Origin of the sequence: Nocardia wallacei, from assembly GCF_029869545.1 — a bacterium.
Taxonomy (GTDB): domain Bacteria; phylum Actinomycetota; class Actinomycetes; order Mycobacteriales; family Mycobacteriaceae; genus Nocardia; species Nocardia wallacei_A.
Genome location: NZ_JARWQD010000379.1, coordinates 47,552 through 72,689, shown reverse-complemented (window position 1 = coordinate 72,689; position 25,138 = coordinate 47,552). Strand labels below are relative to the sequence as shown.

The window sequence follows — 25,138 nt, the reverse complement described above, 5'->3', positions numbered from 1 at the left end:
GTTGTCCGGTGTGCTGCCCGCCTGTTGTCCGGTGTGCTGCCCGCCTGTTGTCCGGTGTGCTGCCCGCCTGTTGTCCGGTGTGCCGCCCGCCTGTTGTCCGGTGTGCCGCCCGCCAGTTTCCCGGTGTGCCGCCCGCCCGTTTCCCGGCGTGCCGCCCGCCCGTTGCCGGTGTGCCGCCCTTCCATTCCCGGCCTGCCGCCCTCTTATTCCCGGCATGCTTTTGGCCGGGATCCCCCCTACCGCGGGCGGGTGAGGGCCGCGTAGCGGGCGGTGTGGTGGTCCGCGGAACCCCACTCGTGCTGAATCGCGGTGAGGCGCTTGAAGTAATGGCCGATCGACAGTTCCTCGGTCATGCCCATGGCGCCGTGCAGCTGGACCGCGTGCTGGCCGATGAAGCGGGCCGCGCGGGCGATGGTGGCCTTGGCGGCGGCGGCCGCGCGGGCGCGCTCGGCCGGTTCGGCGTCGAGCTTCAGCGTGACGAGATAGGTTGCGGCAACGGCCTGTTCGAGTTCCAGGTGCATATCCACCATGCGGTGCTGCAGCACCTGGAACGAGGCGATCGGCACCCCGAACTGCTGGCGCTGCTTGGCGTACTCGACGGTGTCGGCCAGCACCCTGCGCATGCCGCCGACCGCCTCGGCCGAGATCGCGGCGATCGCCTCGTCCACGGCGGTGGCGAGCGAATCGCCCGCGCCCCCTTCGGTTCCCAGCAACGCACCACGCACACCCTCGAACACCAGATCGGCGGCGCGGCGTTCGTCGATGGTGCGGTACGGGTGCTGGGCGAGGCCGGGGGCCTCGGCGTCCACCACGAACAGCGAGACGCCGTCGGAGCCGGGTGTCCGCGCGGTCACCAGCAGGTGCGTGGCCAGCGACGCGCTCGTCACGACCGTCTTCGCCCCGTCGAGGATCCACGAATCCCCCTCGCGCCGTGCGGTAGTGGACACCTTGCGCACGTCGTAGCCCGAATCCGCTTCCAGCGCGGCCAGAGCCGTGATCACCTCACCGGCGACGATGCCGCGCAACAGTTCCGCGGCCCGCTCGCCACCGGCCCGCCGCAACAGCCCGCCGCCCAGCACCACGGTGTCCACATACGGCTCGACGACCAGCGCCCCGCCCAGTGTCTCGGCGATGAGCATCGTCTCGACGGCGCCGCCGCCGAAACCGCCCGCGCTCTCGGGCAGGCTGGCGCCGAGGATCCCGACCTCCTCGGCGAAGGCCCGCCAGATCTCCGGCTGCCAGCCCTGGCCGGTGCGGGCGGCGGCGCGGCTCTTCTCCAGGTCGTAGCGGGCCGCCAGGAACTCGGTGACCGTATCGCGGAGCAGTTGCTGTTCGGCGGTGAATTCGAAGTCCATCTCTACAGTCCCAGGGTTGCCTTGGCGATGATATTGCGCTGAATCTCGTTGCTGCCGGCGTAGATCGAACCGGCCCGGTCGTTGAAGTAGCGCAGCGGCGCGACCGCCTGCCACTCGTCCCCGCTGACGTAACCGTCCTGCGGGACCGTGAAGTCGACCACCGGACCGCCGGGCATGGCGGCGTGCGGCTGGTAGGCGCGCCCGCGCGGGCCCGCGGCCTCCAGCGCGAGTTCGGTGAGCCGCTGGCTCAGTTCGGTACCGAGAATCTTCAGCGTCGAGGCCGCCGGTCCCGGATCCTTGCCCTGCGAGATCGCGGACACGGTTCGGAATTCCAGGATCTCCAGCACATCGGCGCGGATCCGGGCATCGGCGAGCTTGGCGGCGAAGGCCGGATCGTCCAGCAGCGCACCGCCGTTCGGCCCGGGCTGCGAGAGCGCCTGTTCGGCAAGCGATTCCGCCAGCACCTGCAGCATGGGCGCGAGGGCGCCCCCGCGTTCGAAGTTGAGCAGGTACTTGGCCACGGTCCAGCCGTCGTCGATGCGGCCGAGCACGTTGGTCTTCGGCACCCGCACCTGATCGAAGAACACCTGGTTCTGTACCTGCTCACCGGAGGTCATCACCAGCGGCCGGACCTCGATGCCGGGGGAGTTCATATCGATCAGCAGGAAGGTGATGCCCTGCTGCTTGCGCTCCAGCCTCGAGGTGCGGACCAGGCAGAAGATCCAGTTCGCCTCGGTCGCGTGGGTGGTCCAGATCTTGGAGCCGGTGCACACCAGGTCGTCGCCGTCGTCGACGGCCGCCATGGTCAGCGATGCCAGGTCCGAACCCGCCTCCGGCTCGGAGTAGCCCTGGCAGAAGAACACCTCGCCGGTGAGGATGCGCGGCAGGAAGTAGGACTTCTGCTCCTCGGTCCCGAACGCGACGATCGCGTGCGCCACCATCCGGATGCCCATCGGCGACAGCGCCGGGGCGCCCGCCAGCATCGACTCCCGGTCGAAGATGTAGTGCTGGGTCAGGCTCCAGTCGCAGCCGCCGTGCTCCACCGGCCAGGCCGGGGCGGCCCAGCCGCGGGCGTGCAGGATGCGCTGCCACCGCATGCTCGCCTCGTGATCCGGATAGACGCTGGTGGCGAGCTGCCCGGCGCGCCGAAGCTCGGGGGTGAGGTGCTCGTCCAGAAAACGCCGAACCTCGTCGCGAAACGCGAGATCGGCGGGCGACCAGTCCAGATCCACGAAGAACTCCTTGTGCGATATATGGAGTTCTACCTTCGCATCTTCTATCGGACGAACGCAAATGGTCGTTAACTTATGGCGTGAATCCCGGCGTTCGCCGAGATGACGGGCGGGGTGGATCCAGGCATTCGAGCGTTCGCCCCGTTTCCCCGGCGAACGCCGGGGTCCGGCTCTTGACATTCCACTGTGGAGGCTGGATGATTGACTACATTCCACTTTGGAATATAAGACTCACCGATAGGACTCCAGACCATGGACATCACGCCCGGTACCCGCGCCTCCGACGGCGAGCGCCAGCAGGTGGCCGAGCTGCTGGCCCGGCACCTGAGCGAGGGCCGCCTCGACCTCGCCGAATACGACCAGCGCGTCGCGCGGGTCTACGCCACCACCACCCGCGACGACCTGAAGCTGGTGCTGTCGGATCTGCCCAAATTGCCGAAACAGCGTGCCGCCCAACCGAAGACGAGGTCGTCGGCGCTGGGTCGCGTGCCGATCTGGCAGCGCATCGAGGGCAGCGCCTGGCTGGGTGTCAGCGTGCTGTGCCTGGCGATCTGGGCCATGATCTCGCTCGGCACAGGCGAATTCACCTACCCCTGGCCGATCTGGGTGATCGGGCCGTGGGGCGCGGTGCTGGTGTTCCGCATGCTCACCGGCTGGGAGTCCCAGGGCTGTCGGCGTCCCGACGCCTCGTAGTCGGCCCGCTCCTCACCGCGAGGACGGCTGGCCTCCGGGTGTCGGCAACCGCTCGGACAACATCCGGTGGCTGGCATACGCGGAGCTATCTCCGCGCACCGGGTAGATTGGCGTGCTGTGCACCTGAAGAGTCTGACGCTGAAGGGGTTCAAGTCCTTCGCGTCCGCGACGACCCTGCGGTTCGAGCCCGGCATCACCTGCGTGGTGGGGCCCAACGGCTCGGGCAAGTCGAACGTCGTCGACGCGCTCACCTGGGTGATGGGTGAGCAGGGCGCGAAGGCGCTGCGTGGCGGCAAGATGCAGGATGTCATCTTCGCCGGAACCGCCGGGCGGGCGCCGCTGGGCCGCGCCGAGGTCACGCTGACCATCGACAACTCCGACGGCGCGCTGCCCATCGACTACTCCGAGGTGTCGATCACCCGGCGCATGTTCCGCGACGGCGCCGGTGAATACGAGATCAACGGAAACTCCTGCCGCCTGATGGACGTGCAGGAACTGCTGTCGGACTCCGGTATCGGCCGCGAAATGCACGTCATCGTCGGCCAGGGGCAGCTCTCGGCGATCCTGGAATCGCGTCCCGAGGACCGCCGCGCCTTCATCGAGGAGGCCGCGGGCGTGCTCAAGCACCGCAAGCGCAAGGAGAAGGCGGTCCGCAAGCTGGAGGCCATGCAGGCCAACCTGGCCCGCCTCACCGACCTCACCACCGAGCTGCGCCGCCAGCTCAAACCGCTGGGCCGCCAGGCCGAGGTGGCGCGCCGCGCCGCGACCGTGCAGTCCGAACTGCGCGACGCCAAGCTCCGGCTGGCCGCCGACGACCTGGTGTCGCGCCGCCGCGAGCTGGAGAGCCAGCAGAGCAAGGAGTCCTACGCCCGCGAGCAGCAGATCAACGTCCAGGCCGAGCTCGACGCCGCCAATGCCGCACTGGCGCAACAGGAATTCCAGCTGTCGCGGCTGACCCCCGGCGCCGAGGCCGCCGCACAGACCTGGTTCCAGCTGTCGGCCCTGGTGGAGCGCGTCAACGCCACCATCCGCATCGCCCGCGACCGCGCCCGCAACCTCACCATCGAGCAGCCCACCGGCACCGGTCGCGATCCGGAGCAACTCGAGGCCGAGGCGGCGCGGGTGGAGGCCGAGGAGGCCGAACTGCGGGAGGCGGTGGAGGTCGCCGCCGCCACCCTCGAGGCCGCCCGCGAGCAGCTGCACGAGCGTGAACAGGCCGCCAAGGCCGCCGAACAGGCGCACCTGGCCGCCGTGCGCGCGATCGCCGACCGGCGGGAGGGCCTGGCGCGGCTGTCCGGGCAGGTCGACACGCTGCGGCATCGCGCGCAATCCGCGGATACCGAGATCGCGCGGTTGTCCGAGGCGCTCACCGACGCGCGCCGGCGCGGCGAGGGCGCCGAGGCCGAATTCGAATCCGTGCAAACCGAACTGAGCGAGCTCGACGCGGGCGAGGAGAGCCTGGACACCGCCTACGAGCACGCCGCCCAGGCGCTGGAACAGGCCGAGCGGCGGGTGGCCGAACTGCGCGAGTCGGACCGGGAGGCCAGTAAGAAGGTCGCCTCGCTGACCGCCCGCATCGAGGCGCTGACCATGGGTCTGGCCCGCCGCGACGGCGGCGCCTGGCTGCTGGAGCATCAACCCGAGGGCCTGCTCGGCCCGCTGTCGGCCATGTTGCGGGTGCAGCCCGGCTTCGAGGCCGCCGTCGCCGCCGCGCTGGGCCCCTTGGCCGACGCGATCGCCGCGGAGGCGGGCGGTACCGCGCACGCCGCGCTGCGCGCGCTGAAACAGGCCGACGGGGGACGGGTGGCGGTCGTCTACGGCGGCGCGGCCGCAGCCGTCACCGACGGTCACGGCCCGCTACCCGGATCCGCGCGTCGGCTCGCGGACGTGGTCGACGCGCCCGACACCATGCGCGGCGCTGTCGCCGCGCTGACCGCCGGGACCGTGGTCGTCGACGATATGCCCGCCGCCGCCGAAGTGCTTGCGGTGCAACCGGATCTGCGCATCGTCACCCGCGACGGCGACCTGACCGGCACGGGCTGGCTGCTCGGCGGCTCCGACCGGGCGCCCAGTCAGCTCGAGATCCAGGCCGATATCGACGCGGCCCAGGCCGAATTGGCCTCCTGGCAGCGCCACGCCGAGGAGTTCGAGGCCGCGCTGTCGGGGGCGGAGGCCGAGCAGAGCGACCGCAAGGAGGCCGCCGACCAGGCGCTGCTGGCCCTGCACGAATCCGACCAGGCGCTGGTGTCGATCTACGATCGGCTCGGCCGCCTCGGCGAGACCGCCCGCACCGCCCAGACCGAATGCGAACGCCTGCAGGCACAGCGCGCCGACGCCGAAACCGCGCGGGACGAGAATCTGGAGAAGCTCGCCGAACTCGAGGACCGGCTGCGGCACGTGGAATCCGAACAGTCCGAACTGGATTCGGACGACGGCGCGGGCAGCGAGACGGCGGGGGAGGAGCGCGAGGAGGCCGCCGCCGCGCTCGCCGAGGCCCGCGCCATGGAGGTGGAGGCCCGCCTGGCCGTGCGGACGGCCGAGGAGCGCGCGGAATCGGTGCGCGGCAAGGCGGATTCGCTGCGCCGGGCCGCCCGCGCCGAACGCGAATCCCGCGCCCGCGCCGAACGGGCGCAGGCCGCGCGCCGCCGCGCCGCGGAGGTCGCCGCCGTCGTGGCCGAGTCCGCGGAGCGCGTCGCGGCGGAACTGGAAACCGTTGTGGCCGAGGCGGGTTCGCGTCGTGACGAGCTGGTCCGCCGCCGCACCGAATGCGCCGGGCAGGTCGATCAGACCAAGGAGCGGGTGCGGGCGCTGACCACCCAGCTGACCCAGCTCACCGACGCCGTGCACCGCGACGAGGTGGCCCGGGCCGAGGCCGCGCTGCGCATCGAGCAGCTGGAGCAGACCATCTCCGAGCAGTTCGGCTTGGCCCTCGACGATCTGATCGCCGAATACGGCCCCGATGTGCCGATGCCGCCCACACAGCTCGAGCTGCAGGAGTACGAGCAGGCCAAGGAGCGCGGCGAGGCGGTGAGCCCGCCGCAGCCGATGCCCTACGACCGCGCCACCCAGCAGCGCCGCGCCAAGCGTGCCGAGAAGGACCTCACCACCCTCGGCAAGGTGAATCCCCTTGCGCTGGAAGAGTTCGCGGCCCTCGAGGAGCGCTACAACTTCCTCTCCACACAGCTCGAGGACGTCAAGAAGGCGCGCCAGGACCTGCTGGACGTGGTGTCGGAGGTGGACGCGCGGATCCTGCAGGTGTTCACCGAGGCGTGGGAGGACGTCCGGGAGGAGTTCGTCGGCGTCTTCGCGAAGCTGTTCCCCGGCGGCGAGGGCAGGCTGGTGCTGACCGACCCGTCGGACATGCTGACGACGGGCATCGAGGTGGAGGCCCGGCCGCCGGGCAAGAAGGTCAAGCGGCTGTCGCTGCTGTCCGGCGGCGAGAAGTCGCTGACCGCGGTCGCCCTGCTGGTGGCCATCTTCCGCGCCCGGCCCTCGCCGTTCTACGTGATGGACGAGGTCGAGGCCGCGCTGGACGACACCAACCTGCGCCGCCTCATCGGCCTGTTCGAGCAGCTGCGCGAGAAGTCCCAGCTGATCGTCATCACCCACCAGAAGCCGACCATGGAGATCGCCGACGCGCTCTACGGCGTCAGCATGCGCGGCGACGGCATCACCCAGGTCATCTCGCAGCGCATGCGCGGAGAAAACCTGGTAGGCGCGCCCAGCTGATCGGGGGGAGTCTTCGCCGGTTGCGGCTACCTTGCGGGCGCAGGATCGGGGGACTCTTCCTCGGTTGCGACTACCTTGCGGGCGCAGGATCGCGGGGACTCTTCCCCGATTGCCACTACCCTGCCGGGTATGGATCTTGATGCGACCTTCGAATGGCAGGGTAGGCGTATTGCCTGCGCCAGGGCGGGGAGCGGTCCCGATGTCGTGTTCTGCCACGGCACGCCGTTCTCATCGGTGCTGTGGCGGCCGTTCGCCGAGGCTCTGGCGCGCGATTACACCGTGCACCTGTGGGATATGCCGGGGTACGGCCGGTCGTCCAAGGATGCCGATCACGCGGTCGATTTCGGTGCGCAGGCAACGGCTTTCGCCGCGTTGCTCGAGCACTGGGGGCTGGCGGAGCCGCATGTGATCGCCCATGATTTCGGCGGCGCCGTCTCGTTGCGCGCCCACCTCGTCGAGAAGGTAGCGTACGCGTCGCTGATGCTGGTCGATGTCGTCGCGATCCCGCCCAGCGGTTCCCCGTTCTTCCGGTTCGTGCAGGAGCACCCCGACCTGCTCGGGCAGCTACCGGAGTACATCCACCGGGCGCTGGTGCGCGCGTACATCCAGAATGCCGGTGCGACAGAGCTTTCCGAGCCCGTTCTCGACGCCCTGGTGGAACCGTGGACCGGCGCCGACGGCCAACCGGCGTTCTACCGCCAAATCGCCCAGTACGACGAGGAATTCCTGCGCGAGAACGAGAATCGCCTGGGGGACATGAACATTCCGGTCCACATCGTCTGGGGCGAAGCGGACGGCTGGATCCCCGTCGAGCGCGCCCACCGCCTGCACGACCTGATCGCGGACTCCACCCTGCGGCTGGTGCCCGGCGCCAACCACCTCGTGCACCACGACGCACCGGTCGCGCTGATGCACGAGGTCCGAGCCTGGCTGGACGCGCGCGGCCGAGCGCACGGCGGCTCTGTGTAGCAATCGACCGTCCGAATCTCAGTCGAACGTCCAGATCGGTTGTGTAAGCGTGTATTTCGACCGAACTTGTCGGTACCCCCGCGTACTGTCCGCACCATGCCGTCCTACCTGCACGAGGGTTTGGTTGAGCTTTTCCGGTCGCAGCCGATGCTAGCGGCGTGGTACCTGACACATGTCTTCGGTGAGCGCGTGCCGAACTGCCGACAGGCCCGCGCCGAGCCCTGCGACTTCACGGATGTGGGGCCCAAGGAGTTCCGAGGTGATTCCGCGTTCGCGTTGTACGGGGTGGATGATCGGGCAGTACTCGGAATCGGTGTGGAGGTCCAACTCGGAAAGGATCCGTCGCGTCGATGGAGTTGGCCGGTGTACGTGGCGACGCTTAGGTCGCGCCTGCGGTGCCCGGCCTACTTACTGGTCGTGGCACCCGATCCCGAGGTGGCTGCGTGGTGCCGAGAGCCCATTGAGCTGGGGCATCCGGGCATGGTGCTGAATCCACTGGTATTGGGGCCCGACCGAGTACCGGTGGTGACCGATCCTGTCGAAACGACCGCCGTGCCCGAACTAGGTGTCTTATCGGCGATCGCCCACGGTGCGGGTCCCCGAGCCGATGACATCTTCGCCGCGCTTCTGGCCGGACTGCAGGAAATCGATGATGAGCAGGGCAGAATGTACATTGATGTGGTGCTGACGGCGTTGCCCGCGTCAGCCGCCCGCCGTTTGGAGGAAATCATGGCCACCAGGGAGTACCAGAGCGACTTCGCCCGGCGGTACGTCGCGCAGGGGCGTGAGGAGGGGCGCGAGGTCGGCCGGGCTGAGGAAGCGGCTCGCGTGCTGTTGATGATCCTGACGACGCGTGGTGTGCGGGTGCCGGTCGGTGCCCGGGATCGAATCGACTCCTGTCGTGACACGGATCAGCTCGAGCGGTGGACCCGGCGGGCGCTGACGGTCGACTCCGTGGACGAACTGTTCGACGAGTGACCGGCCGCTATCGGGTCAGCGGCGCAGCAGGTCTATGACGCCGGTGGTGGATTCGTGTGCGCCGCCTGCGGTGGCGCGGCGTTCCATCAAGGTCATGAAGGGGGTGAGGAGTTCTGGGCTCACGTTCTGTTCGGCGGCGGTGCGTAGCAGCGTTCGGTTCGTCGAGACCATCATCGCGAGGTTGGATTCGACGCCCTCGGTGTAATCGCCGCTTGCCAGCTGTCCGGCGGTGCCGAAGGAATATCCGGCCATCGCCTGCTGGTAGGCGACCATGAGGGGTGCGAACTCCACCGGTGAGATGTCCTCCTTGCCGATCAGCGCGAAAGCGTGTGCGGCACCGGCGAACATGCCCCACATCGCGCTGAGCAGGGCGATGTCGTACAGGGCGGCGAACCCGGGATCCGCGCCGACGTAGGTGACCCCGGCGGGCACGGCCAACGCCTCGGCGTGCGTCTCGTGCAGCTCCGGCGAACCGCTGTAGAACACGTACGCGCCCGAATCGGCCGCACCGATCATCGAGGGGACGGCCATGATGCCGCCGTCGAGGAAGCGACCGCCGCGCGCGGTAACCCATTCGGCGAGCCCGCGGGCCTCGCCGGGCGTGCTGGTCGTGAGGTTGACGATGTCGCGGCCGTTCAGCTCGATACCGTCGAGCGTCGCACGAACCGAGGCGTCGTCGAGCAGGCATACGACGACGAGGGTGTTGTCGGCGACGGCCGCGGCGGCGGTAGCGGCAACCGACGCACCCTCCGGGGCGCGCCGGGGACTGCGATTCCAGACGGTGACGGCGTATCCGGCGGTCAGCCACGAACGGATCAGGGCCGAGCCCATATCGCCGAGACCGAGGACGGTGAGTGCTTTGGTCGAATGAACGGACATGATGGTTAGTGTTTGTGTGGCGCCCGGGGCGATCAAGTACGCACACGGAAGTGGGTACGTACCTTCGGGTAAGCGAAAGGGAAGGGGTTGGTCGTGCCGATCACACGCCGACCGGGTGCGTACACGTGCGGACTCGACGCGACACTGTCGGTTTTGAACGGCAAGTGGAAGATGATGATCCTGTGGCCCTTGAGCGAACGCCCCCACCGTTTCGGTGAACTGCGCCGCCAGGTTCCGGGCGTCACCGAGAAGGTCCTCACCACGCAACTGCGTGAACTGGAAGCCGACGGGATCGTCCATCGCGAGGTATACGACGAGGTGCCGCCGCGTGTCGAGTACTCGCTGACCCCGCTGGGCGAGAAGCTCAACGACGCGCTGCTTCCGCTGGAAGCCTGGGGCCGTGCGCATCTCATGGATGAGGCCGTCGCTCCGTCCGGCGAAGGACGATGACTTACCGCACGAAACATTCGGTAGCGCAACATATTCGAATCCCTGTCGGTGACGGCTGCGATAATGGCGGGCATGGCGCGACGGGTACGGGATCACATGCGGGGTGGTAGGTACGTGGCGCCGCACACCAGGCGGGTGCCCAGCGGCCGGGGTTCGCGACTGGGCAGGCACGCCACGATGGATTACGGCGCCATGAAGCGGTACGGAGACATCCGTCCCGCGCGGCCGCCGCGCCGACGTGTACGGCGAATCCCGGTCATGGCCTTGGCGGGCATCGCGCCGGTGCTGGTGCTGGGCGGGCTCATCGTCTTCAGCCTCATAGTGCTCGTCGGGATCATCCTGTTCGGCGACAGGGACCCGTCCGCCCCGGCAACCCCCACGGTCCGGGTCTCCCCACCCGCCACCGAACCCGCCCAACCACCACCCCCACCCCGACGCCCCTGCTACCCATTCCAGCCCGACTGCACACCGACCCCGGCCAGCTGACGGCCTCCAGCTCCGATCCAACGAGGCTGTACGGCAACGGGTTCGTTTGATTACCCGCCGAGTCGGCCGTGTCCCGGTCCTCGATGCCGCCGGGGAACTCGCCGAGTTGCACGAGGAGCGCAGGCGTGCGGCGACGACCACGACGCTGGAGCGAATCGACTGGCATCGGACGAAACTGATGCTGGAGATCGACCGATGGGCTGCGCTGCATCCCCCGGTGCCGCACGGAGGCGCACGCCTGCACGCCGAAACCATCGGCGGCATCGTCGATCGTCTTGCCCAGCTGAGTGTGCAGGCGTACTTGCGCCTGGCCGATCCGTCGGATGACGAATTCGGCCACGCCACGGCCGTTCTCACCGACCTGGCCGATGCCTACCAGGATCTGAAGACGAGGTCGAGCGCGTAAATCGCCGCCTACCGGATACTTTCGATCACTGGTAGGCGGTATCCAAGCTACGTCAGTTGTCCAGCATCGACTTCAATTGCGCCGCACCGGTTTCGGCCAGCCATGTATCGAATGTGTGGAGGCCGGGGTGTATTTCGCGCAGCGCGGGAATGTCGGCCTGCCAGCCGGAGCCGGTCTTCATCAGCTTCTGCACCGTGGTGGCGATCGGCTCGGGCAGGGCGGCGGCCTCCGCTTCGGTGATCTGGCGGTAGCGCACTTCGTGCCCGGTCGTGCGGCTGATCGCCGCCACGGCGTCCAGCGGCGTCACCTCGTCTCCCGCGAGTTCCAGGACCCGGCCGTCGAACCGGTTCGGATCCGCCAGCGTCAGAGCGCCGAGAACGCCCACATCGTCGACGGCGATCACCTGCACGGGGCGGTCCGGCGCGAACGCATGGCGGTTGACGCCGTTGTCGATTCCGTCGAGCAGACCCGTACGCGCCAGGTAGTTCTCCATGAACCGCACCGGGCGCAGCAGCGTGTACCGCATCCCGCTGGCGGCCACCGCATCCTCGATCCGCTTCTTGCCCGTCGACAGGCGCCCCACATCGCCGCGGAAGGAGCCGATCCCGGTGAACACGAAGTGGTCGACGCCCGCGCGCCGGGACAGCTCCACCAGCCGGGTGCCGCGCTCGGCCTCCAGATCGTCGTCCCAGCCGCGCGGGCCGAAGGGGGCGGGCGGAACGGCGAAGACGGCGCGGACACCGGCCACGGCGGCCGCGATGCTGTCGGGAGTATCGAAATCGCCCACGGCCAGTTCCGCACCGGATGCCGCGAGGCGCTGCGCGGCGGTCGACTCCGGATCGCGGACCAGCGCGCGGATCCTGTGCCCGGCGCTGATCAGGTGACGCGCGGTCGCGCCGCCCTGCTGGCCGGTGGCGCCGGTGACGAGGATGAGATCGTGCTGGTCGGACATCGGTGCTCCTTCGGTAGAATCCGGGTTGAATGACCCGTATTCGGACGGTAGGACACCCATTTCCGTTCTGCCAGTAGCGCACAGAGGCTCCGTAACGAAATGAATGCTCCCTCGCCGCCGCGACCGGCCACCCGCGCCGATGCCCGCCGCAACCGCGCGCTGATCCTGACCGCCGCCCAGCGAGCCCTCGCCGAACACGGCACCTCGGTCTCACTCGCCGAGATCGCGCGTCGCGCGGGTGTCGGTACCGGCACCGTGCACCGGCATTTTCCGGCCAAGCTGGACTTGGTGGAAGCCGTTGTCCAGCAACGTATCGACCGTCTCACGGCGCTGGCTCTGAGGTACCGGAATGCGCCCGACCCCGGTGCGGCATTCCTGGAGTTCTGCACCACCGTGGTGACCAGAACACCGGGCAACAAGGCGCTGTGCGACGTCCTCGAATCCGACGACGGATGGCCGCGAGAGCTGCTGCACGACGCAGGGGAGCGGTTCCGCCGAGCCCTGGAGTCGCTCCTGATCGCGGCGCAGCGCGACGGCTCGATCCACGCGGACCTCACACTGCCCGACATCCTGGCCATCTTCGCCGGATGCGTTGCCATGCAGCGAAATTCGGGAGGATCACACACACTCGCCCGGCCGGTCACCTTGCTACTGGAGGCCATGCGCACACCCCCGTCAGGGACCGTAACGAAATCCCGAACCCGCCCCACCCACCGTAACGAAACCACCTCACGTAACGAAACCCGCCCCACCCCCTGCCCCATCTGCGGCACCCCACTCCACCATTCCCCCACCGGCCGCCCCGCCCGCTACTGCTCCCCAGCCTGCCGCCAAAAGGCCCACCGCCGCCGCACCGCAACCACGCGCCATGAGCAGTCGATAGCTACACAGTGAAATATGGTGCGGGCCACAACAGGCCACGCGGCCACAATCGGCTACTTCGGTCGCGCTCGCGGCCGAGCTACTCGTCTCGTTGCTCCTGCTCGATCTCGAACGACCCGACGAACCGGCGGGCGTTCACCGATGTGTTGCCAGCTCGGCGTAGAGGTGTGGGATCAAGGTTGCGTTGGGGAAGCCTGCGACCATCTCCAGCCCTTCTCGTGCCGGGCGGCCGATCGGCTGTAACCAGACCGAGCCGCCGTGCACCGAGACCTCGATGTCGGACCAGGCGTATGCCCGTTTCAGGCGCGGGTAGCTCAATCCCCTTGCGTCCACGGTGTATTCGTTCGCGACGGTCACCGGCTGCCCTGCGCGGATCGCGTCGAGCGTCTGCGCGAGAAGCCGGGGCTGCAGGTGCTGCTGCGCCAAATCGACCAGGCCGCTCCAGATCTCGTCGACCTCCCGGTGGTCGTCGTTGAGGAAGAGGAAGGGGATCTCCGGCCCTTTCGGGATGCCGCGCGACTTCCGGTACGCCCCGCGCCCGACCGTGAATCTGAAGGAACTTCCCACCTCGGAGGTGTGAATCTTGACCAGTCCGTAGAGCCGATGCTCGAAAAACTGACGAGTCAGCGAGTATCCGAACCACTCCACATCCGCCCAGCGCATGCTGTCGTTGCCGTAGGTTATGCCGTGCGCGTCGGCGTAGACGTCCTGTTTGGTGAATCCGCTCCGCAATCGGCCCTGAACGATTCGGCCCGGTGACTCCGTGACCGGTGCAGACCCGTTGTCGGGCACTGGCGGCGCCGCTGCCGCGGTGCGTTGCCGCTAGCCTTGGCGCGTGCGGACCTTCGTGTGGCAGGGGCTCGATGAGCCGCGGATGGAGATCGTTCAGGTCGAGGGCTTGGATCGAGCGCGGGGGACTCAGGTCGGGCTGGTGTACGAATTGCGCTGGGTGCTGGAGGGTTCCGAGCTGATTGTCGATATCGGCGCGGGGCCGGTGCGGCACGGGCTGGGCGGGGCGGACTACTTCGATCTCCAGCATTCGGCGTTCTTCAACACGCTGCCGATCGTGCGGGACGGGCTGCTGTCCGCCGGTGCCGGGCCACGCGACTACACGATGCGGTTCGTCTCGGTCCCGAGCCTCGAGGCCACGCGCACATCCCAGCGGTACGTACCTCAGGGCGGCCGTACCGTCCGGTTCAGCTCGGGTGACTACGAATCGGACATCGACGTCGACGACGAGGGATTCGTCGTCCTCTACCACGACTACCTGGCCCGGGTGCATCCCGCGCCGCAATGACGGGCGGGAGCGGTAGGCGGGTGCCGACCGCGCAATCGCGTTATGCGGGTCGTGCACCAGGCGCGAGACGGCGCCGGACGCGCGGGCTTCAGAGTAGGTCGCTGACGTCGTCGGGGACGTCGACGGCGTACTTGCGCAGCGTGTCCATCGGGACGACCTCGAGCGCGTTCTCGTGGGTGGCGGCCAGCACGACGGGCGCCGCGACGCCGTCCTCGTGGGCGTGCAGCCAGCGCACCGCGACGACACACCAGCGGTCGCCGGGCTGCAGGCCGGGGAAGTTGTTCTCCGGGCGCGGAGTGATCAGGTCGTTGCCGATCGACTTCTGGTGTTCCAGGAATTCCTGGGTCACGACAGTGCACACCGTGTGGCTGCCCAGGTCCTCCGGCCCGGTGCTGCAGCACCCGTCCCGGTAGAAGCCGGTGAGAGGATCGGTGCCGCACTCCTCCAGCGGTCCCCCAAGCACATTTCGATCGGTCACGTCGCCGATCCTATTGTCTAGCTGTCGGATTCGCCGCGCCTTCCGCCGCGTGGTGCGCAGACGAGCAGACCGGTCGGTAGTTGACGGGGTCGACAACCGTCCGTGCGGCGTGTCCTGGCGCTGAGTAACCTCGCGGTGTGTTAGTGGGCGTGGGGCCAACCGTACCCTCGTAGTATGCGGATCGCCTTCGGTACCGATGAATCCACGGATCTGACTCGCTATATGAAGGATTGGCTGACCGCCCAGGGGCACGATCTGGTGGTGGTCGGCGAGGACATCGCCTGGCCCGAGGTCGGCAGCGCAGTGGGGGAGGCGGTCGCGCGGGGCGTCGCCGACCGCGGGGTGGTGTGCTGCTGGACCGGCACCGGAGTCTCGATCGCGGCGAACAAGGTCGCGGGGGTGCGGGCCGCGCTGTGCACCGATCGCGGCACCGCCGAGGGCGCGCGGAAGTGGAACGACGCCAACGTGCTGGCCCTGGGCCTGCGGCTGACCTCGCCCGCCCTCGCCGAGGAAATGCTGGACGCGTTCCTCACCACGTCGCCGGACGAGTCCGAGGCCGGGAACTACACCCGCCTCGGCTGAGTTCACGTTCACGGCGCCACGGACCCGGCGTGTCGACGCGCCACGTCCCCGCCGCCCCGCAGGCGTTACCCCCCGTTCTGAAAGGATGGGGGCGTGACTGCGCAAGCTTGGATTCTGATCGCCGCGATCGCCGCCGTGCTGCTGGTGGCGTTCGTTTCCGGATTTGTCCTGTACAAACGCCGCCGGGTGACGCTGACCCCGGCCGCTCCCGAGAAGGAGCTGACCGACAAGTCGGGCGGGTACAAGGCGGCCGGTGGATTCAGCTTCAGTCAGGGCGGCGCCGGGACGGGCGTCGCGGAGCGGGAGAAGGAACCGGCGCCGCTCGAGCGGACCGACGACGAGGGCCAGCCGCACATCGGCGACGATGCCGCCGTCCCGCGCGACTCGGCGCGCCGCACCATCACCGACGTCCGCCTCCCGGAGCCCACCGCCGAGGCCGCGCTCGAGCAGGAGATCGTCGGCGAGGAGGTCGCCGCCGCCGATGCGCCGACGGACGCCGCGGCTTCGACAGCGACGATCGAGACCGGAACCGCCGCGCCGGAAACCACCACGGGCGACACCGCTGCCCCCGGCGACCGCGCCGGTACCGCTCCCGCCGGAACTGCCGCGCCGGGTGACACCGCCGCCCCCGGCGACCGCGCTGGTACAGCTCCCGCTGGAACTGCTGCGCCGGGGGACACCGCCACGGGTGATACCGCTGCGCCCGGCGCCGACCGCGCCGGGACTGCCGCGTCCGGCGCCGCCGCGCCGGATACCGCTGAGCCGGGCACCGCGCCGGGGCGAACCACCGGCCCGACCGCGCCAGGGACCACCGCATCTGCCGGAACCGCAGCACCCGAGACTGCGCGTCCCGGAACCACCGCACCCGAAACCTCCACGCTCGCACCGGAGCTCGAGGAGATCGAGCCCACGGCAGGGCGCCTCACCCGGCTGCGCGGGCGGTTGTCGCGCTCGCAGAACGCGGTCGGTAAGAGCCTGCTCGGCCTGCTCGGCGGCGGCGATCTCGATGAGGACTCCTGGGAGGAGATCGAGGACACGCTGGTCATGGCCGACCTCGGCACGGCCAGCACCACCGCGATCGTGCAGCGGCTGCGCGAGGAAATGGCCGCGCGCAGCGTCCGCACCGACGAACAGGCCCGCCAGGTGCTGCGCGACGTGCTGGTCGAGGCGCTGCGCCCGGAGCTGAATCGCTCGATCCGGGCCCTCCCGCACGACGACCATCCGTCGATCCTGCTGGTCGTCGGCGTCAACGGCACCGGCAAGACCACGACCACCGGCAAGCTGGCCCGCGTGCTGGTGGCCGACGGCCGCCGGGTCCTGCTCGGCGCCGCCGACACCTTCCGCGCCGCCGCCGCCGACCAGCTGCAGACCTGGGGAGAGCGGGTCGGCGCGGAGACCGTGCGCGGTCGCGAGGGCGCCGATCCCGCATCGGTGGCCTTCGACGCGGTCAGCACCGGTATCGATAACGGCGTGGACGCGGTGCTGGTCGACACGGCGGGCCGCCTGCACACCAAGACCGGCCTGATGGACGAGCTGGGCAAGGTCAAGCGAGTGGTGGAGAAGAAGGCCGCGGTCGACGAGGTGCTGCTGGTGCTCGACGCCACCGTCGGCCAGAACGGGCTCACCCAGGCGCGGGTGTTCGCGGAGGTCGTCGACATCACCGGCGTGGTGCTGACCAAGCTGGATGGAACCGCCAAGGGCGGCATCGTCTTCCAGGTGCAGCACGAACTCGGCGTCCCGGTGAAGCTGGTCGGCCTGGGCGAGGGCGCCGACGACCTCGCGCCCTTCGAGCCCGGCGCCTTCGTCGACGCCCTCCTCGGCTGACATTCCGGTCGGTTCGGTGGGGAGGGCCCGAGCTGAGCGGGCCTCGGATCCGGCGGGTGGTTTTCCCGGATTGCCGGGCTGACCACGGCATACCCGAGTCCGGAAGCTCACAGCCCCGAGTCGATCGCCGCGAGGTCCGTACAGTGGTGAACATCACGAAACGTGATGGCAACAATGCACGTTCATCCGTTCACCCAGCGGAAACATCGCCGCGTCACGGCGGAAACACCGACTGAGGAACCTTCTTGTCAGGCTCGTTCGCCGTAATCGGCCGGGCCCGAGATGAGGAGGAACAAGGTGGCGTTTCCCGTAATCGGTGAACCCAACACCGGGGACACCGCATGGATGCTGGCTAGCTCGGCACTCGTGTTGCTGATGACTCCAGGCCTGGCGTTTTTCTACGGCGGCATGGTGCGCGGCAAGAACGTGCTCAACATGATCATGATGAGCATCAGCGCGATGGGCCTGATCACGGTCCTATGGTCGCTCTACGGCTTCTCGATGGCCTTCGGCGACGACAAGGGCAGCCTGTTCGGCGACCCGACGCAGTACTTCGGCCTGAAGTCGGTCTTCGGCGGCAGTTACCTGGCCACCACCGATCCGGCCGCCCCTGCCTCGGTGCCGATCGCGGGCAGCATTCCCCTGTCGGTCTTCGTGGCATTCCAGCTGATGTTCGCGATCATCACCGTCGCTCTCATCTCGGGTGCGGTCGCCGACCGCCTGAAGTTCGGCTCCTGGCTGCTGTTCGCGGGCGTGTGGGCCACGGTCGTCTACTTCCCGGTGTCGCACTGGGTGTTCTCCTTCGACGGCATCACCGGCGAGCACGGCGGCTGGATCGCCAACAAGCTGAAGGCGATCGACTTCGCGGGTGGCACGGCCGTGCACATCAACGCCGGTATCGCGGGCCTGGTGCTGGCGATCGTGCTCGGAAAGCGCAAGGGCTGGCCCAAGACCCCGATGCGCCCGCACAACCTTCCGTTCGTCATGCTCGGCGCCGGTCTGCTGTGGTTCGGCTGGTACGGCTTCAACGCCGGTTCGGCCACCGCCGCCAACGGCATCGCGGGCGCCACCTTCGTGACCACCACCATCGCCACCGCGGCCGCCATGCTGGCCTGGCTGCTGGTGGAGAAGTTCCGCGACGGCAAGCCCACCTCGCTGGGCGCGGCCTCGGGCATCGTGGCCGGACTGGTCGCGATCACCCCGGCGTGTTCCTCGGTGAATGTCGTCGGTGCCCTGGCCATCGGCATCGTCGCCGGTGCGCTGTGTGCCCTGGCGGTGGGCCTGAAGTTCAAGTTCGGTTTCGACGACTCGCTCGACGTGGTCGGCGTGCATCTGGTCGGCGGCCTGGTCGGCACCCTGATGGTGGGCCTGGTGGCCACCTCGGAGGCGCCCGCCGCGGTCGAGGGCCTGTTCTACGGCGGCGGCTTCGACCAGCTCGGCAAGCAGGCCGTCGGCGCCTTCGCGGTGCTGATCTTCTCCGGCGTGGCCACGGCGATCATCGCGCTGGCGATCAAGTTCACCATCGGCCTGCGCGCGAACGAAGATGCCGAGTTCCAGGGGATGGACGAGTCGGAGCACGCGGAAACGGCATACGATTTCGCTGCTGTGGGTGGCACGGCACGTACGGCCGTCAAGGAGGCATGACGCAATGAAACTGATCACTGCAATCGTCAAACCGTTCACGCTCGAGGACGTCAAGAGCGGGTTGGAGCAGGCAGGCGTGCTGGGCATGACCGTCAGCGAGGTGCAGGGCTACGGGCGCCAGAAGGGGCACACCGAGGTCTACCGCGGGGCCGAGTACTCCGTCGACTTCGTGCCGAAGGTTCGCGTCGAGGTCGTCGTGGACGATGCCTCCGTCGAGAAAGTCGTCGAGGTGATCGTCGAGGCGGCCCGCACCGGCAAGATCGGCGACGGCAAGGTCTGGGTGAGCCCGGTCGAGTCGGTGATCCGGGTCCGGACCGGCGAACGCGGGGCCGACGCGCTGTAGGAACGCGGCACATGATTCGGCGGGAGCGGCAGTTCCGCACGGCCGCGTAGGGCTCGCTCTCGCCGATATCGGCTGCGGCAGGCGACACGCCCCCGCCGCAGCGAACAGCAGCGCACGGCGGCCCCCCCCCGGCCGGACAGGTGGGGGCGGGGCCGCGCGCATGCGATCCGGCCCGCTCCGGGCCGGGCGGATGCACGGGTCGTTCCGCACGCAGGGTGCGGGACATGGATTGGGTGGTGGTTGTGGGTAGGCAGGCGAGAGAGGAAACACCGGGCGGCGCAACGGATCTGGTGCGGGCCCGGGAGCAACTGCTCGACGGCGGCGACACCCGCCATCCGCGCCTGGATGCCGAATCGCTGCGCCAGGCGCTGGTCGACCTGCACGATCTGTGGCTCACGAGCAAGGGCGCCGAACTGGGGATCACCCGCGACAGCGGCCTGGCGGTGGTCGCGGTCGGCGGGCTCGGGCGCCGGGAGATGCTGCCCTACTCGGACCTGGACCTGGTGCTGCTGCACGATGACGTCGATCCCGAGCGCGTGGCCGAGATCGCCGATCGGCTGTGGTATCCGCTCTGGGACGCCCACATCAAGCTCGATCACAGCGTGCGGACGGTCCCGCAGGCGCTGCGGGTGGCCGCCGACGATCTGACCGCCGCCCTCGGCATGCTCGAGGCCCGGCACATCGTCGGCGATACCGAGCTGAGCAACCTGCTGATCGGCGGCGTGCGCCGGGAGTGGCGCACCGGAATCCGTTCCCGCTTCGGCGAATTGGTGGAGCAGGCACAGCTCCGGTGGAAGCGCAGCGGCGAGATCGCCCATCGCGCCGAGCCCGATCTGAAGAACGGCCGCGGCGGGCTGCGGGACATCCAGCTGCTGGACGCCCTCGCCATCGCCCAGCTGACCGATGCCATGCCGGGGCTCGGCCCGGACGTTCCCGGCGGCGGTCTGAAGCAGGCGCACCGCCGCCTGCTGGACGTGCGCACGGAACTGCATCGCGTCGCCCGCCGCTCCCGCGAGCAGCTGCGCGCCCAGGACGCCGACGAGATCGGCGCGGCCCTGCGCATCGGCGACCGGTTCGACCTGGCCCGCACGCTCAGCGACGCCGCGCGCACGGTGGGCTATTCGGTCGATGTCGGATTGCGGACCGCGGGCAATGCGCTGCCGCGGCGCGGCCTGGCCCGGCTGCGCCGCATGCCGGTGCGCCGACCACTCGATGAGGGGGTGGTCGAACACGCCGGCGAGGTGGTGCTCGCGCGCGATGCCCGCCCGCAGAAGGATCCGGGCCTGATCCTGCGGGTGGCCGCGGCCTCGGCGCAGACGGGGCTGCCGATGGCGGCGACCACGCTCAACCGGCTGTCCGAGGACGCGCCGGAGCTGCGCGAGCCGTGGCCGCGGGAGGCGCTCAACGATCTGCTCGTGCTGCTCGGTGCCGGCCGGGGCACGGTGGATGCGGTGGAGGCGCTGGACCGAACGGGGTTGTGGGGCAGGCTGTTTCCGGAATGGGGCGCGGTGCGCGACCTGCCCCCGCGCGATCCGCAGCACACCTGGACCGTGGACCGCCACCTGGTGGAGACCGTCGCCTACGCCAGCGGCCTGAGCACCCGGGTATCGCGTCCGGACCTGCTGCTGCTGGGTGCGTTGCTGCACGACATCGGCAAGGGCCGCCCCGAGGACCACAGCATCGTGGGCGCCGACCTGGCGACGCAGATCGGCCGCCGGCTCGGGCTGTGGCCCGCCGATGTGCGGGCGCTGTCGGCCGTCGTCCGCCACCACCTGCTGCTGCCCGATACGGCGACCCGGCGCGACCTCGCCGATCCCGAGACCGTGCAGCGGGTCGTCGACGCGCTCGGCGGCGACCCACAGCTGCTGGAGCTGCTGCATACGCTGGCCGAGGCGGACTCGCTGGCCACCGGCCCAGGCGTGTGGGGCGACTGGAAGGCCTCTCTGATCGGCGAGCTGGTGCGCCGCTGCCGGTTGGTGATGGCCGGAGAGCCGCTGCCGCAACCGGATCCGATCTCCGGCGACCTGCTGGAGAAGGCGAAGGCCGGTGGCGTGCACGTCGAGCTGGTGCCCGGCGACGGGCGCTACACCCACGTCGTCACGGTTATCGCGCCCGATACGCCCGGCCTGCTGTCCGACGCCGCCGGGGTGCTGGCGCTGCATTCGCTGCGGGTGCTGTCGGCTGACCTGGGCGGTTCCGGGGCCGCCGCGATCGATCGGTTCGTGGTGACACCGATGTTCGGCGATCCGCCGGATCCGGGGCTGCTGCGTCAGGAGCTGATCCGCGCGGTAAAGGGCGATCTGAATCTGGCTGCGGGGCTGGCGAAGAAGGAACGCGATGCGGGTGCGCGGGCGAATCCGTATGCCCAGGCCCGTCCGCGGCTGATCTGGACCGAATCCGGCGCCCCCGGCCAGGTGCTGCTGCAACTGCGCGCCGAGGACCGGATCGGCCTGCTCAGCCGGTTGGCCGCCGCCCTCGCCGGGGCGGGGGTCGACGTGCTCTGGGCGAAGGTGGTCACCATGGGTTCGGCCGTGGTCGACGCGTTCTGCCTGGATCTCGGCGACGAGGATACGGCCGAGCGGCGCGCCGGAATCGAGGCCGCGCTGCTGGCGGTCGTTCCGCAACCGGAACCGGAGAAACCGGCCGAAACGGACAGCGGTGCCGAGTCCTGGGCGATTTACTGATCGATCGCCCCGTTGGGGTTTGCCGGGCAAACCCGATGTTTGCTGGTTAACCAGATCGTTGCGTGCGACTTGCGGCAACCTGTATCGGGTGTGACACGGGCCACTCTAGTATCGGAACCGTTTGGAGTTCTTCCGGCTGTTTCGTCCGTCGCAGTACCTGTCTTGGCGTGAAGCATGAGGGGAGCAGGTCGGTGGCTATTGAAGTCGTATCCGCGTCGATGATGACCAGCGATATGACCCGGCACATCGCGCGCTGCGTCGGCGGAGACCGCTGGGTGGTTTCGTGGCTACCGGGCCGCACGCTCACGGGGCAGCAGGCGGTGACGGCCATGACGATCGCATCGACCGTCACCGACCACGAGCTCACCGCGGCCGAATGGGCGATGCTCGACAATATGGCGCTGGAGCTGGGATTGACCGCCCGCGAGGCGCTGCACATGGTGGCGTCGGAGGACCACGACATCCGGCAGGCCCCGCGGCCGCGACGGCGGTCGCTGGAGTAACGCAACGGCAGCCCGATACCCTGGTATGTCGAGTGACGTCCGTCGAGATACCAGGAGCGCGATCGGTGTTCGAATCCCTGTCCGACCGGTTGACCGGTGCCCTCAGTGATCTGCGTGGCAAGGGGCGTCTGTCACCGGCCGATATCGACGCCACCGCGCGCGAGATCCGCCTGGCCCTACTCGAGGCCGACGTCGCGCTGCCGGTGGTCCGGCAGTTCATCGCCAAGATCAAGGAGCGCGCCAAGGGCGCGGAGGTCTCGGCGGCGCTGAATCCCGCGCAGCAGGTCGTCAAGATCGTCAACGAGGAACTCGTCGGAATTCTCGGCGGGGAGACGCGGCGGCTGCGGTTCGCCAAGACCCCGCCGACGGTGATCATGCTCGCCGGTCTGCAGGGTTCCGGTAAGACGACGCTGGCCGGAAAGCTCGCGAAATGGCTGCGGGGCCAAGGACATACGCCGCTGCTGGTGGCCTGTGACCTGCAGCGGCCGGGTGCCGTCACGCAGCTGCAGGTGGTGGGCGAGCGCGCGGGCGCGCAGGTCTTCGCGCCGCATCCGGGCACCTCGATCGGTGGCGGCGAGAATCCGCTGGGGATCACCGCCTCGGACCCCATCGATGTCGCGCGCGCCGGTGTCGAGGAGGCGCGGCAGAAGCAATACGACGTCGTCATCGTCGATACGGCGGGCCGCCTGGGCATCGACGAGGAGCTGATGCGTCAGGCCGCGGGCATTCGCGACGCGGTGCAGCCGGACGAGACCCTGTTCGTGCTCGACGCCATGGTCGGTCAGGACGCCGTCACCACCGCCGAGGCATTCCGCGATGGTGTCGGTTTCACCGGCGTCGTGCTGACCAAGCTGGACGGCGACGCGCGCGGCGGTGCGGCGCTGTCGGTGCGCGAGGTGACCGGCGAGCCGATCCTGTTCGCGTCCACCGGTGAGAAGCTCGAGGACTTCGACGTCTTCCACCCCGACCGCATGTCCAGCCGCATCCTCGGCATGGGCGATCTGCTCACGTTGATCGAGCAGGCCGAGCAGGTCTACGACCAGCAGCAGGCCGAGGAGGCCGCGCGCAAGATCGGCTCCGGCGAGCTGACCCTCGAGGATTTCCTCGAGCAGATGATGGCCATCCGCAAGATGGGCCCGATCGGCGACCTGCTGGGTATGCTGCCCGGCGCAGGTCAGATGAAGGACGCGCTGGCCCAGGTCGACGACAAGCAGCTGGACCGGGTGCAGGCCATCATCCGCGGCATGACGCCCGCCGAACGGGCCAACCCCAAGATCATCAACGCGTCCCGCCGACTGCGCATCGCCAACGGCTCCGGCGTCACCGTCACCGACGTCAACCAGCTGGTCGACCGCTTCTTCGAGGCCCGCAAGATGATGGCGCAGATGGGCCGCCAGATGGGCATGCCGGGCGGTGGCCGCCGAAATGCCAAGGGCAAGAAGGGGAAGAAGGGCAAGAAGGGCGGCCGCGGGCCCACGCCGCCGAAGATGCGCGGCGGATTCCCGGGCATGCCCGGGATGCCGGGTGGCATGCCCGCAGGCATGCCGGACCTGTCGAGCATGCCGTCGGGGCTCGACGAACTCCCGCCGGGGCTCGAGGGTATCGACCTGTCCAAGCTGAACTTCCCGAAGAATTAGATCCTTTCCCCGGAAGGCGATATGCGACTGCACTTGCGGGGAGTTGTTCTTCCCGGCGACGAGGTCCGTGATCTCTGGGTGCACGACGGCACGATCTCGTTCGAGCCGGTGGGCGATGCCGAAACCCTGTGTAGCAGTGGGTGGATCGTGCCGGGGCTGGTGGATGCGCACTGTCATGTCGGGATCCGGTACGGCGGGGGACACGAGGATCGGGAGGGGGCGGTCGCGCAGGCCGAGACCGAGCGGGATGCCGGGGCGCTGCTGCTGCGCGATGCCGGTTCGCCGATCGATACCCGGTTCATCGACGAGCGCGAGGACCTTCCGAAGATCATCCGCGCCGGTCGCCACATCGCGCGGCCCAAGCGCTACATCCGGGAGCTGGGCATCGAACTCGACGACGAGCGCGACCTGCCGGAGATCGTCGCCGAACAGGCCCGGCTCGGCGACGGCTGGGTGAAGATCGTCGGCGATTGGATCGACCGGTCGGTGGGCGATCTGGCACCGCTGTGGAGCGATGCGGTCCTGAAGGAGGCCATCGACGCCGCCTACCGGGAGGGCGCCCGCGTCACCGCGCACGTCTTCGGTGAGGACGCCCTGCCGGGCCTGCTCGGCGCCGGTATCGACTGCATCGAGCACGGCACCGGGCTGACCGACGAAACGATCGGGATGATGGTGCACCACGGCACCGCCCTCGTCCCGACGCTGGTCAATATCGATACCTTCCCCGAAATCGCCGACAGCGCAACGAAATTCCCGCTGTACGCGGCCCACATGCGCGACCTGCACCGCCGCGTCCGGCAGACGGTCGCCGCCGCGCACGAGGCGGGCGTGCCGATCTACACCGGCACCGACGCGGGCGGCTCGATCCGCCACGGCCGCATAGCCGACGAGATCGACGCGCTGTCCGGTGCGGGCCTGACCCCCGGCGAGGCCCTCGGCGCCGCCTCCTGGGAGGCACGCGCATGGCTGGGCCGCCCCGGCATCGAACCCGGCGCCCCCGCCGATTTCGTCGTCTACGAGGAAGACCCACGCACCGCCCCGCACATCCTCGCCGCCCCGGCATTCGTGGTTCTGCGCGGGCGCGTACACCGCCGCCGCGACCCGGTCACGGGCCACCGCTGAGATTCCGCCCGCG

The 25,138-nt window shown here is 69.3% G+C and carries 23 protein-coding genes; 17 read left to right on the top strand and 6 right to left on the bottom strand.

Translation table 11 applies throughout. From position 1 onward, the window contains the following. Window positions 1-236: 236 nt before the first annotated feature. Window positions 237-1,355 (bottom strand): acyl-CoA dehydrogenase family protein, encoded by a 1,119-nt coding sequence (locus tag QH290_RS35815; protein WP_280387831.1) that lies wholly within the window; start codon window positions 1,353-1,355, stop codon window positions 237-239. Window positions 1,356-1,357: 2 nt separating this feature from the next. Beyond that, window positions 1,358-2,587 carry an acyl-CoA dehydrogenase family protein gene (locus QH290_RS35810; protein ID WP_280269034.1) on the bottom strand — a complete coding sequence of 410 codons (1,230 nt, stop codon included), beginning with the start codon at window positions 2,585-2,587 and terminating at the stop codon, window positions 1,358-1,360. 252 nt (window positions 2,588-2,839) lie between these two features. On the opposite strand from QH290_RS35810, the gene QH290_RS35805 reads away from it, so the two are divergent. From QH290_RS35805 to QH290_RS35790, 4 genes are all read left to right on the top strand, one after another. Then, entirely contained in the window at window positions 2,840-3,280 is a 441-nt protein-coding gene (locus QH290_RS35805) for a DUF1707 SHOCT-like domain-containing protein (RefSeq protein ID WP_280269035.1), read from the top strand. Window positions 3,281-3,397: 117 nt separating this feature from the next. Then, the gene (gene smc / locus QH290_RS35800) at window positions 3,398-7,009 is read left to right on the top strand and encodes a chromosome segregation protein SMC (RefSeq protein WP_280387829.1); all 3,612 of its coding nucleotides are present in this window, start codon (window positions 3,398-3,400) and stop codon (window positions 7,007-7,009) included. Between the two features lie 129 nt (window positions 7,010-7,138). After that, window positions 7,139-7,978 (top strand): alpha/beta fold hydrolase, encoded by an 840-nt coding sequence (locus QH290_RS35795; RefSeq protein ID WP_280269037.1) that lies wholly within the window; start codon window positions 7,139-7,141, stop codon window positions 7,976-7,978. 96 nt (window positions 7,979-8,074) lie between these two features. Continuing rightward, on the top strand, window positions 8,075-8,956 hold the full coding sequence (locus QH290_RS35790; protein ID WP_280387827.1) for an RpnC/YadD family protein: 882 nt from the start codon (window positions 8,075-8,077) through the stop codon (window positions 8,954-8,956). Window positions 8,957-8,971: 15 nt separating this feature from the next. Here the strand turns inward: QH290_RS35790 and QH290_RS35785 are convergent, their stop codons facing one another. Then, complete coding sequence (locus tag QH290_RS35785) at window positions 8,972-9,835, bottom strand: NAD(P)-dependent oxidoreductase (protein WP_280387825.1); 864 nt, start codon at window positions 9,833-9,835, stop codon at window positions 8,972-8,974. A gap of 93 nt (window positions 9,836-9,928) precedes the next feature. Here QH290_RS35785 and QH290_RS35780 point away from each other — a divergent pair, with 93 nt between their 5' ends. From QH290_RS35780 to QH290_RS35770, 3 genes are all read left to right on the top strand, one after another. Beyond that, entirely contained in the window at window positions 9,929-10,285 is a 357-nt protein-coding gene (locus QH290_RS35780; protein ID WP_280269040.1) for a winged helix-turn-helix transcriptional regulator, read from the top strand. Window positions 10,286-10,357: 72 nt separating this feature from the next. Continuing rightward, complete coding sequence (locus tag QH290_RS35775; RefSeq protein WP_280387823.1) at window positions 10,358-10,771, top strand: hypothetical protein; 414 nt, start codon at window positions 10,358-10,360, stop codon at window positions 10,769-10,771. A gap of 46 nt (window positions 10,772-10,817) precedes the next feature. After that, on the top strand, window positions 10,818-11,177 hold the full coding sequence (locus QH290_RS35770) for a DUF4254 domain-containing protein (protein WP_280269042.1): 360 nt from the start codon (window positions 10,818-10,820) through the stop codon (window positions 11,175-11,177). A gap of 52 nt (window positions 11,178-11,229) precedes the next feature. Here QH290_RS35770 and QH290_RS35765 read toward each other — a convergent pair whose 3' ends face one another. After that, window positions 11,230-12,129 carry an NmrA family NAD(P)-binding protein gene (locus QH290_RS35765; protein WP_280269043.1) on the bottom strand — a complete coding sequence of 300 codons (900 nt, stop codon included), beginning with the start codon at window positions 12,127-12,129 and terminating at the stop codon, window positions 11,230-11,232. Between the two features lie 99 nt (window positions 12,130-12,228). Here QH290_RS35765 and QH290_RS35760 point away from each other — a divergent pair, with 99 nt between their 5' ends. Beyond that, a complete protein-coding gene (locus QH290_RS35760) occupies window positions 12,229-13,023 on the top strand; it encodes a TetR/AcrR family transcriptional regulator (RefSeq protein ID WP_280387821.1) in 795 nt (264 codons plus the stop codon). Window positions 13,024-13,146: 123 nt separating this feature from the next. Here QH290_RS35760 and QH290_RS35755 read toward each other — a convergent pair whose 3' ends face one another. Next, a complete protein-coding gene (locus QH290_RS35755; protein WP_280269045.1) occupies window positions 13,147-13,743 on the bottom strand; it encodes a hypothetical protein in 597 nt (198 codons plus the stop codon). A gap of 103 nt (window positions 13,744-13,846) precedes the next feature. Between QH290_RS35755 and QH290_RS35750 the strand changes: the two genes are divergently transcribed. Then, window positions 13,847-14,308: a putative glycolipid-binding domain-containing protein gene (locus QH290_RS35750; protein ID WP_280269046.1), complete on the top strand. Its 462-nt coding sequence runs from the start codon at window positions 13,847-13,849 to the stop codon at window positions 14,306-14,308. Window positions 14,309-14,396: 88 nt separating this feature from the next. Here QH290_RS35750 and QH290_RS35745 read toward each other — a convergent pair whose 3' ends face one another. Continuing rightward, window positions 14,397-14,786, bottom strand: a complete 390-nt coding sequence (locus QH290_RS35745) for a DUF2237 family protein (protein WP_024806481.1) — start codon at window positions 14,784-14,786, stop codon at window positions 14,397-14,399. 174 nt (window positions 14,787-14,960) lie between these two features. Between QH290_RS35745 and QH290_RS35740 the strand changes: the two genes are divergently transcribed. The 8 genes from QH290_RS35740 to QH290_RS35705 all read left to right on the top strand — a co-directional run bounded on the left by QH290_RS35740 (window position 14,961) and on the right by QH290_RS35705 (window position 25,125). After that, window positions 14,961-15,368, top strand: coding sequence for an RpiB/LacA/LacB family sugar-phosphate isomerase (locus tag QH290_RS35740; protein WP_280387819.1), 408 nt, complete (start codon window positions 14,961-14,963; stop codon window positions 15,366-15,368). Between the two features lie 93 nt (window positions 15,369-15,461). Beyond that, window positions 15,462-17,192 carry a signal recognition particle-docking protein FtsY gene (gene ftsY / locus QH290_RS35735; RefSeq protein WP_280387818.1) on the top strand — a complete coding sequence of 577 codons (1,731 nt, stop codon included), beginning with the start codon at window positions 15,462-15,464 and terminating at the stop codon, window positions 17,190-17,192. A gap of 297 nt (window positions 17,193-17,489) precedes the next feature. Further along, window positions 17,490-18,836, top strand: a complete 1,347-nt coding sequence (locus QH290_RS35730; RefSeq protein WP_280269049.1) for an ammonium transporter — start codon at window positions 17,490-17,492, stop codon at window positions 18,834-18,836. Between the two features lie 4 nt (window positions 18,837-18,840). Beyond that, the gene (locus QH290_RS35725; protein WP_280269050.1) at window positions 18,841-19,179 is read left to right on the top strand and encodes a P-II family nitrogen regulator; all 339 of its coding nucleotides are present in this window, start codon (window positions 18,841-18,843) and stop codon (window positions 19,177-19,179) included. Between the two features lie 224 nt (window positions 19,180-19,403). Beyond that, entirely contained in the window at window positions 19,404-21,863 is a 2,460-nt protein-coding gene (locus QH290_RS35720) for a [protein-PII] uridylyltransferase (protein ID WP_280387816.1), read from the top strand. A gap of 191 nt (window positions 21,864-22,054) precedes the next feature. Continuing rightward, window positions 22,055-22,366 (top strand): hypothetical protein, encoded by a 312-nt coding sequence (locus QH290_RS35715; RefSeq protein ID WP_280269052.1) that lies wholly within the window; start codon window positions 22,055-22,057, stop codon window positions 22,364-22,366. A 65-nt stretch (window positions 22,367-22,431) separates the two neighbouring features. Then, a complete protein-coding gene (ffh, locus tag QH290_RS35710; RefSeq protein WP_280387814.1) occupies window positions 22,432-24,003 on the top strand; it encodes a signal recognition particle protein in 1,572 nt (523 codons plus the stop codon). A gap of 21 nt (window positions 24,004-24,024) precedes the next feature. Beyond that, entirely contained in the window at window positions 24,025-25,125 is a 1,101-nt protein-coding gene (locus tag QH290_RS35705) for an amidohydrolase family protein (protein ID WP_280387812.1), read from the top strand. Window positions 25,126-25,138 lie beyond the last annotated feature (13 nt).

Excerpts from the sequence above, each read along its gene's own strand:
- QH290_RS35815 (WP_280387831.1), bottom strand. The coding sequence starts at position 1,355 with ATGGACTTCGAATTCACCGCCGAACAGCAACTGCTCCGCGATACGGTC.
- QH290_RS35805 (WP_280269035.1), top strand. The coding sequence starts at position 2,840 with ATGGACATCACGCCCGGTACCCGCGCCTCCGACGGCGAGCGCCAGCAG.
- QH290_RS35795 (WP_280269037.1), top strand. The coding sequence starts at position 7,139 with ATGGATCTTGATGCGACCTTCGAATGGCAGGGTAGGCGTATTGCCTGC.
- QH290_RS35790 (WP_280387827.1), top strand. The coding sequence starts at position 8,075 with ATGCCGTCCTACCTGCACGAGGGTTTGGTTGAGCTTTTCCGGTCGCAG.
- QH290_RS35785 (WP_280387825.1), bottom strand. The coding sequence starts at position 9,835 with ATGTCCGTTCATTCGACCAAAGCACTCACCGTCCTCGGTCTCGGCGAT.
- QH290_RS35775 (WP_280387823.1), top strand. The coding sequence starts at position 10,358 with ATGGCGCGACGGGTACGGGATCACATGCGGGGTGGTAGGTACGTGGCG.
- QH290_RS35765 (WP_280269043.1), bottom strand. The coding sequence starts at position 12,129 with ATGTCCGACCAGCACGATCTCATCCTCGTCACCGGCGCCACCGGCCAG.
- QH290_RS35760 (WP_280387821.1), top strand. The coding sequence starts at position 12,229 with ATGAATGCTCCCTCGCCGCCGCGACCGGCCACCCGCGCCGATGCCCGC.
- QH290_RS35740 (WP_280387819.1), top strand. The coding sequence starts at position 14,961 with ATGCGGATCGCCTTCGGTACCGATGAATCCACGGATCTGACTCGCTAT.
- QH290_RS35725 (WP_280269050.1), top strand. The coding sequence starts at position 18,841 with ATGAAACTGATCACTGCAATCGTCAAACCGTTCACGCTCGAGGACGTC.
- QH290_RS35720 (WP_280387816.1), top strand. The coding sequence starts at position 19,404 with ATGGATTGGGTGGTGGTTGTGGGTAGGCAGGCGAGAGAGGAAACACCG.
- QH290_RS35705 (WP_280387812.1), top strand. The coding sequence starts at position 24,025 with ATGCGACTGCACTTGCGGGGAGTTGTTCTTCCCGGCGACGAGGTCCGT.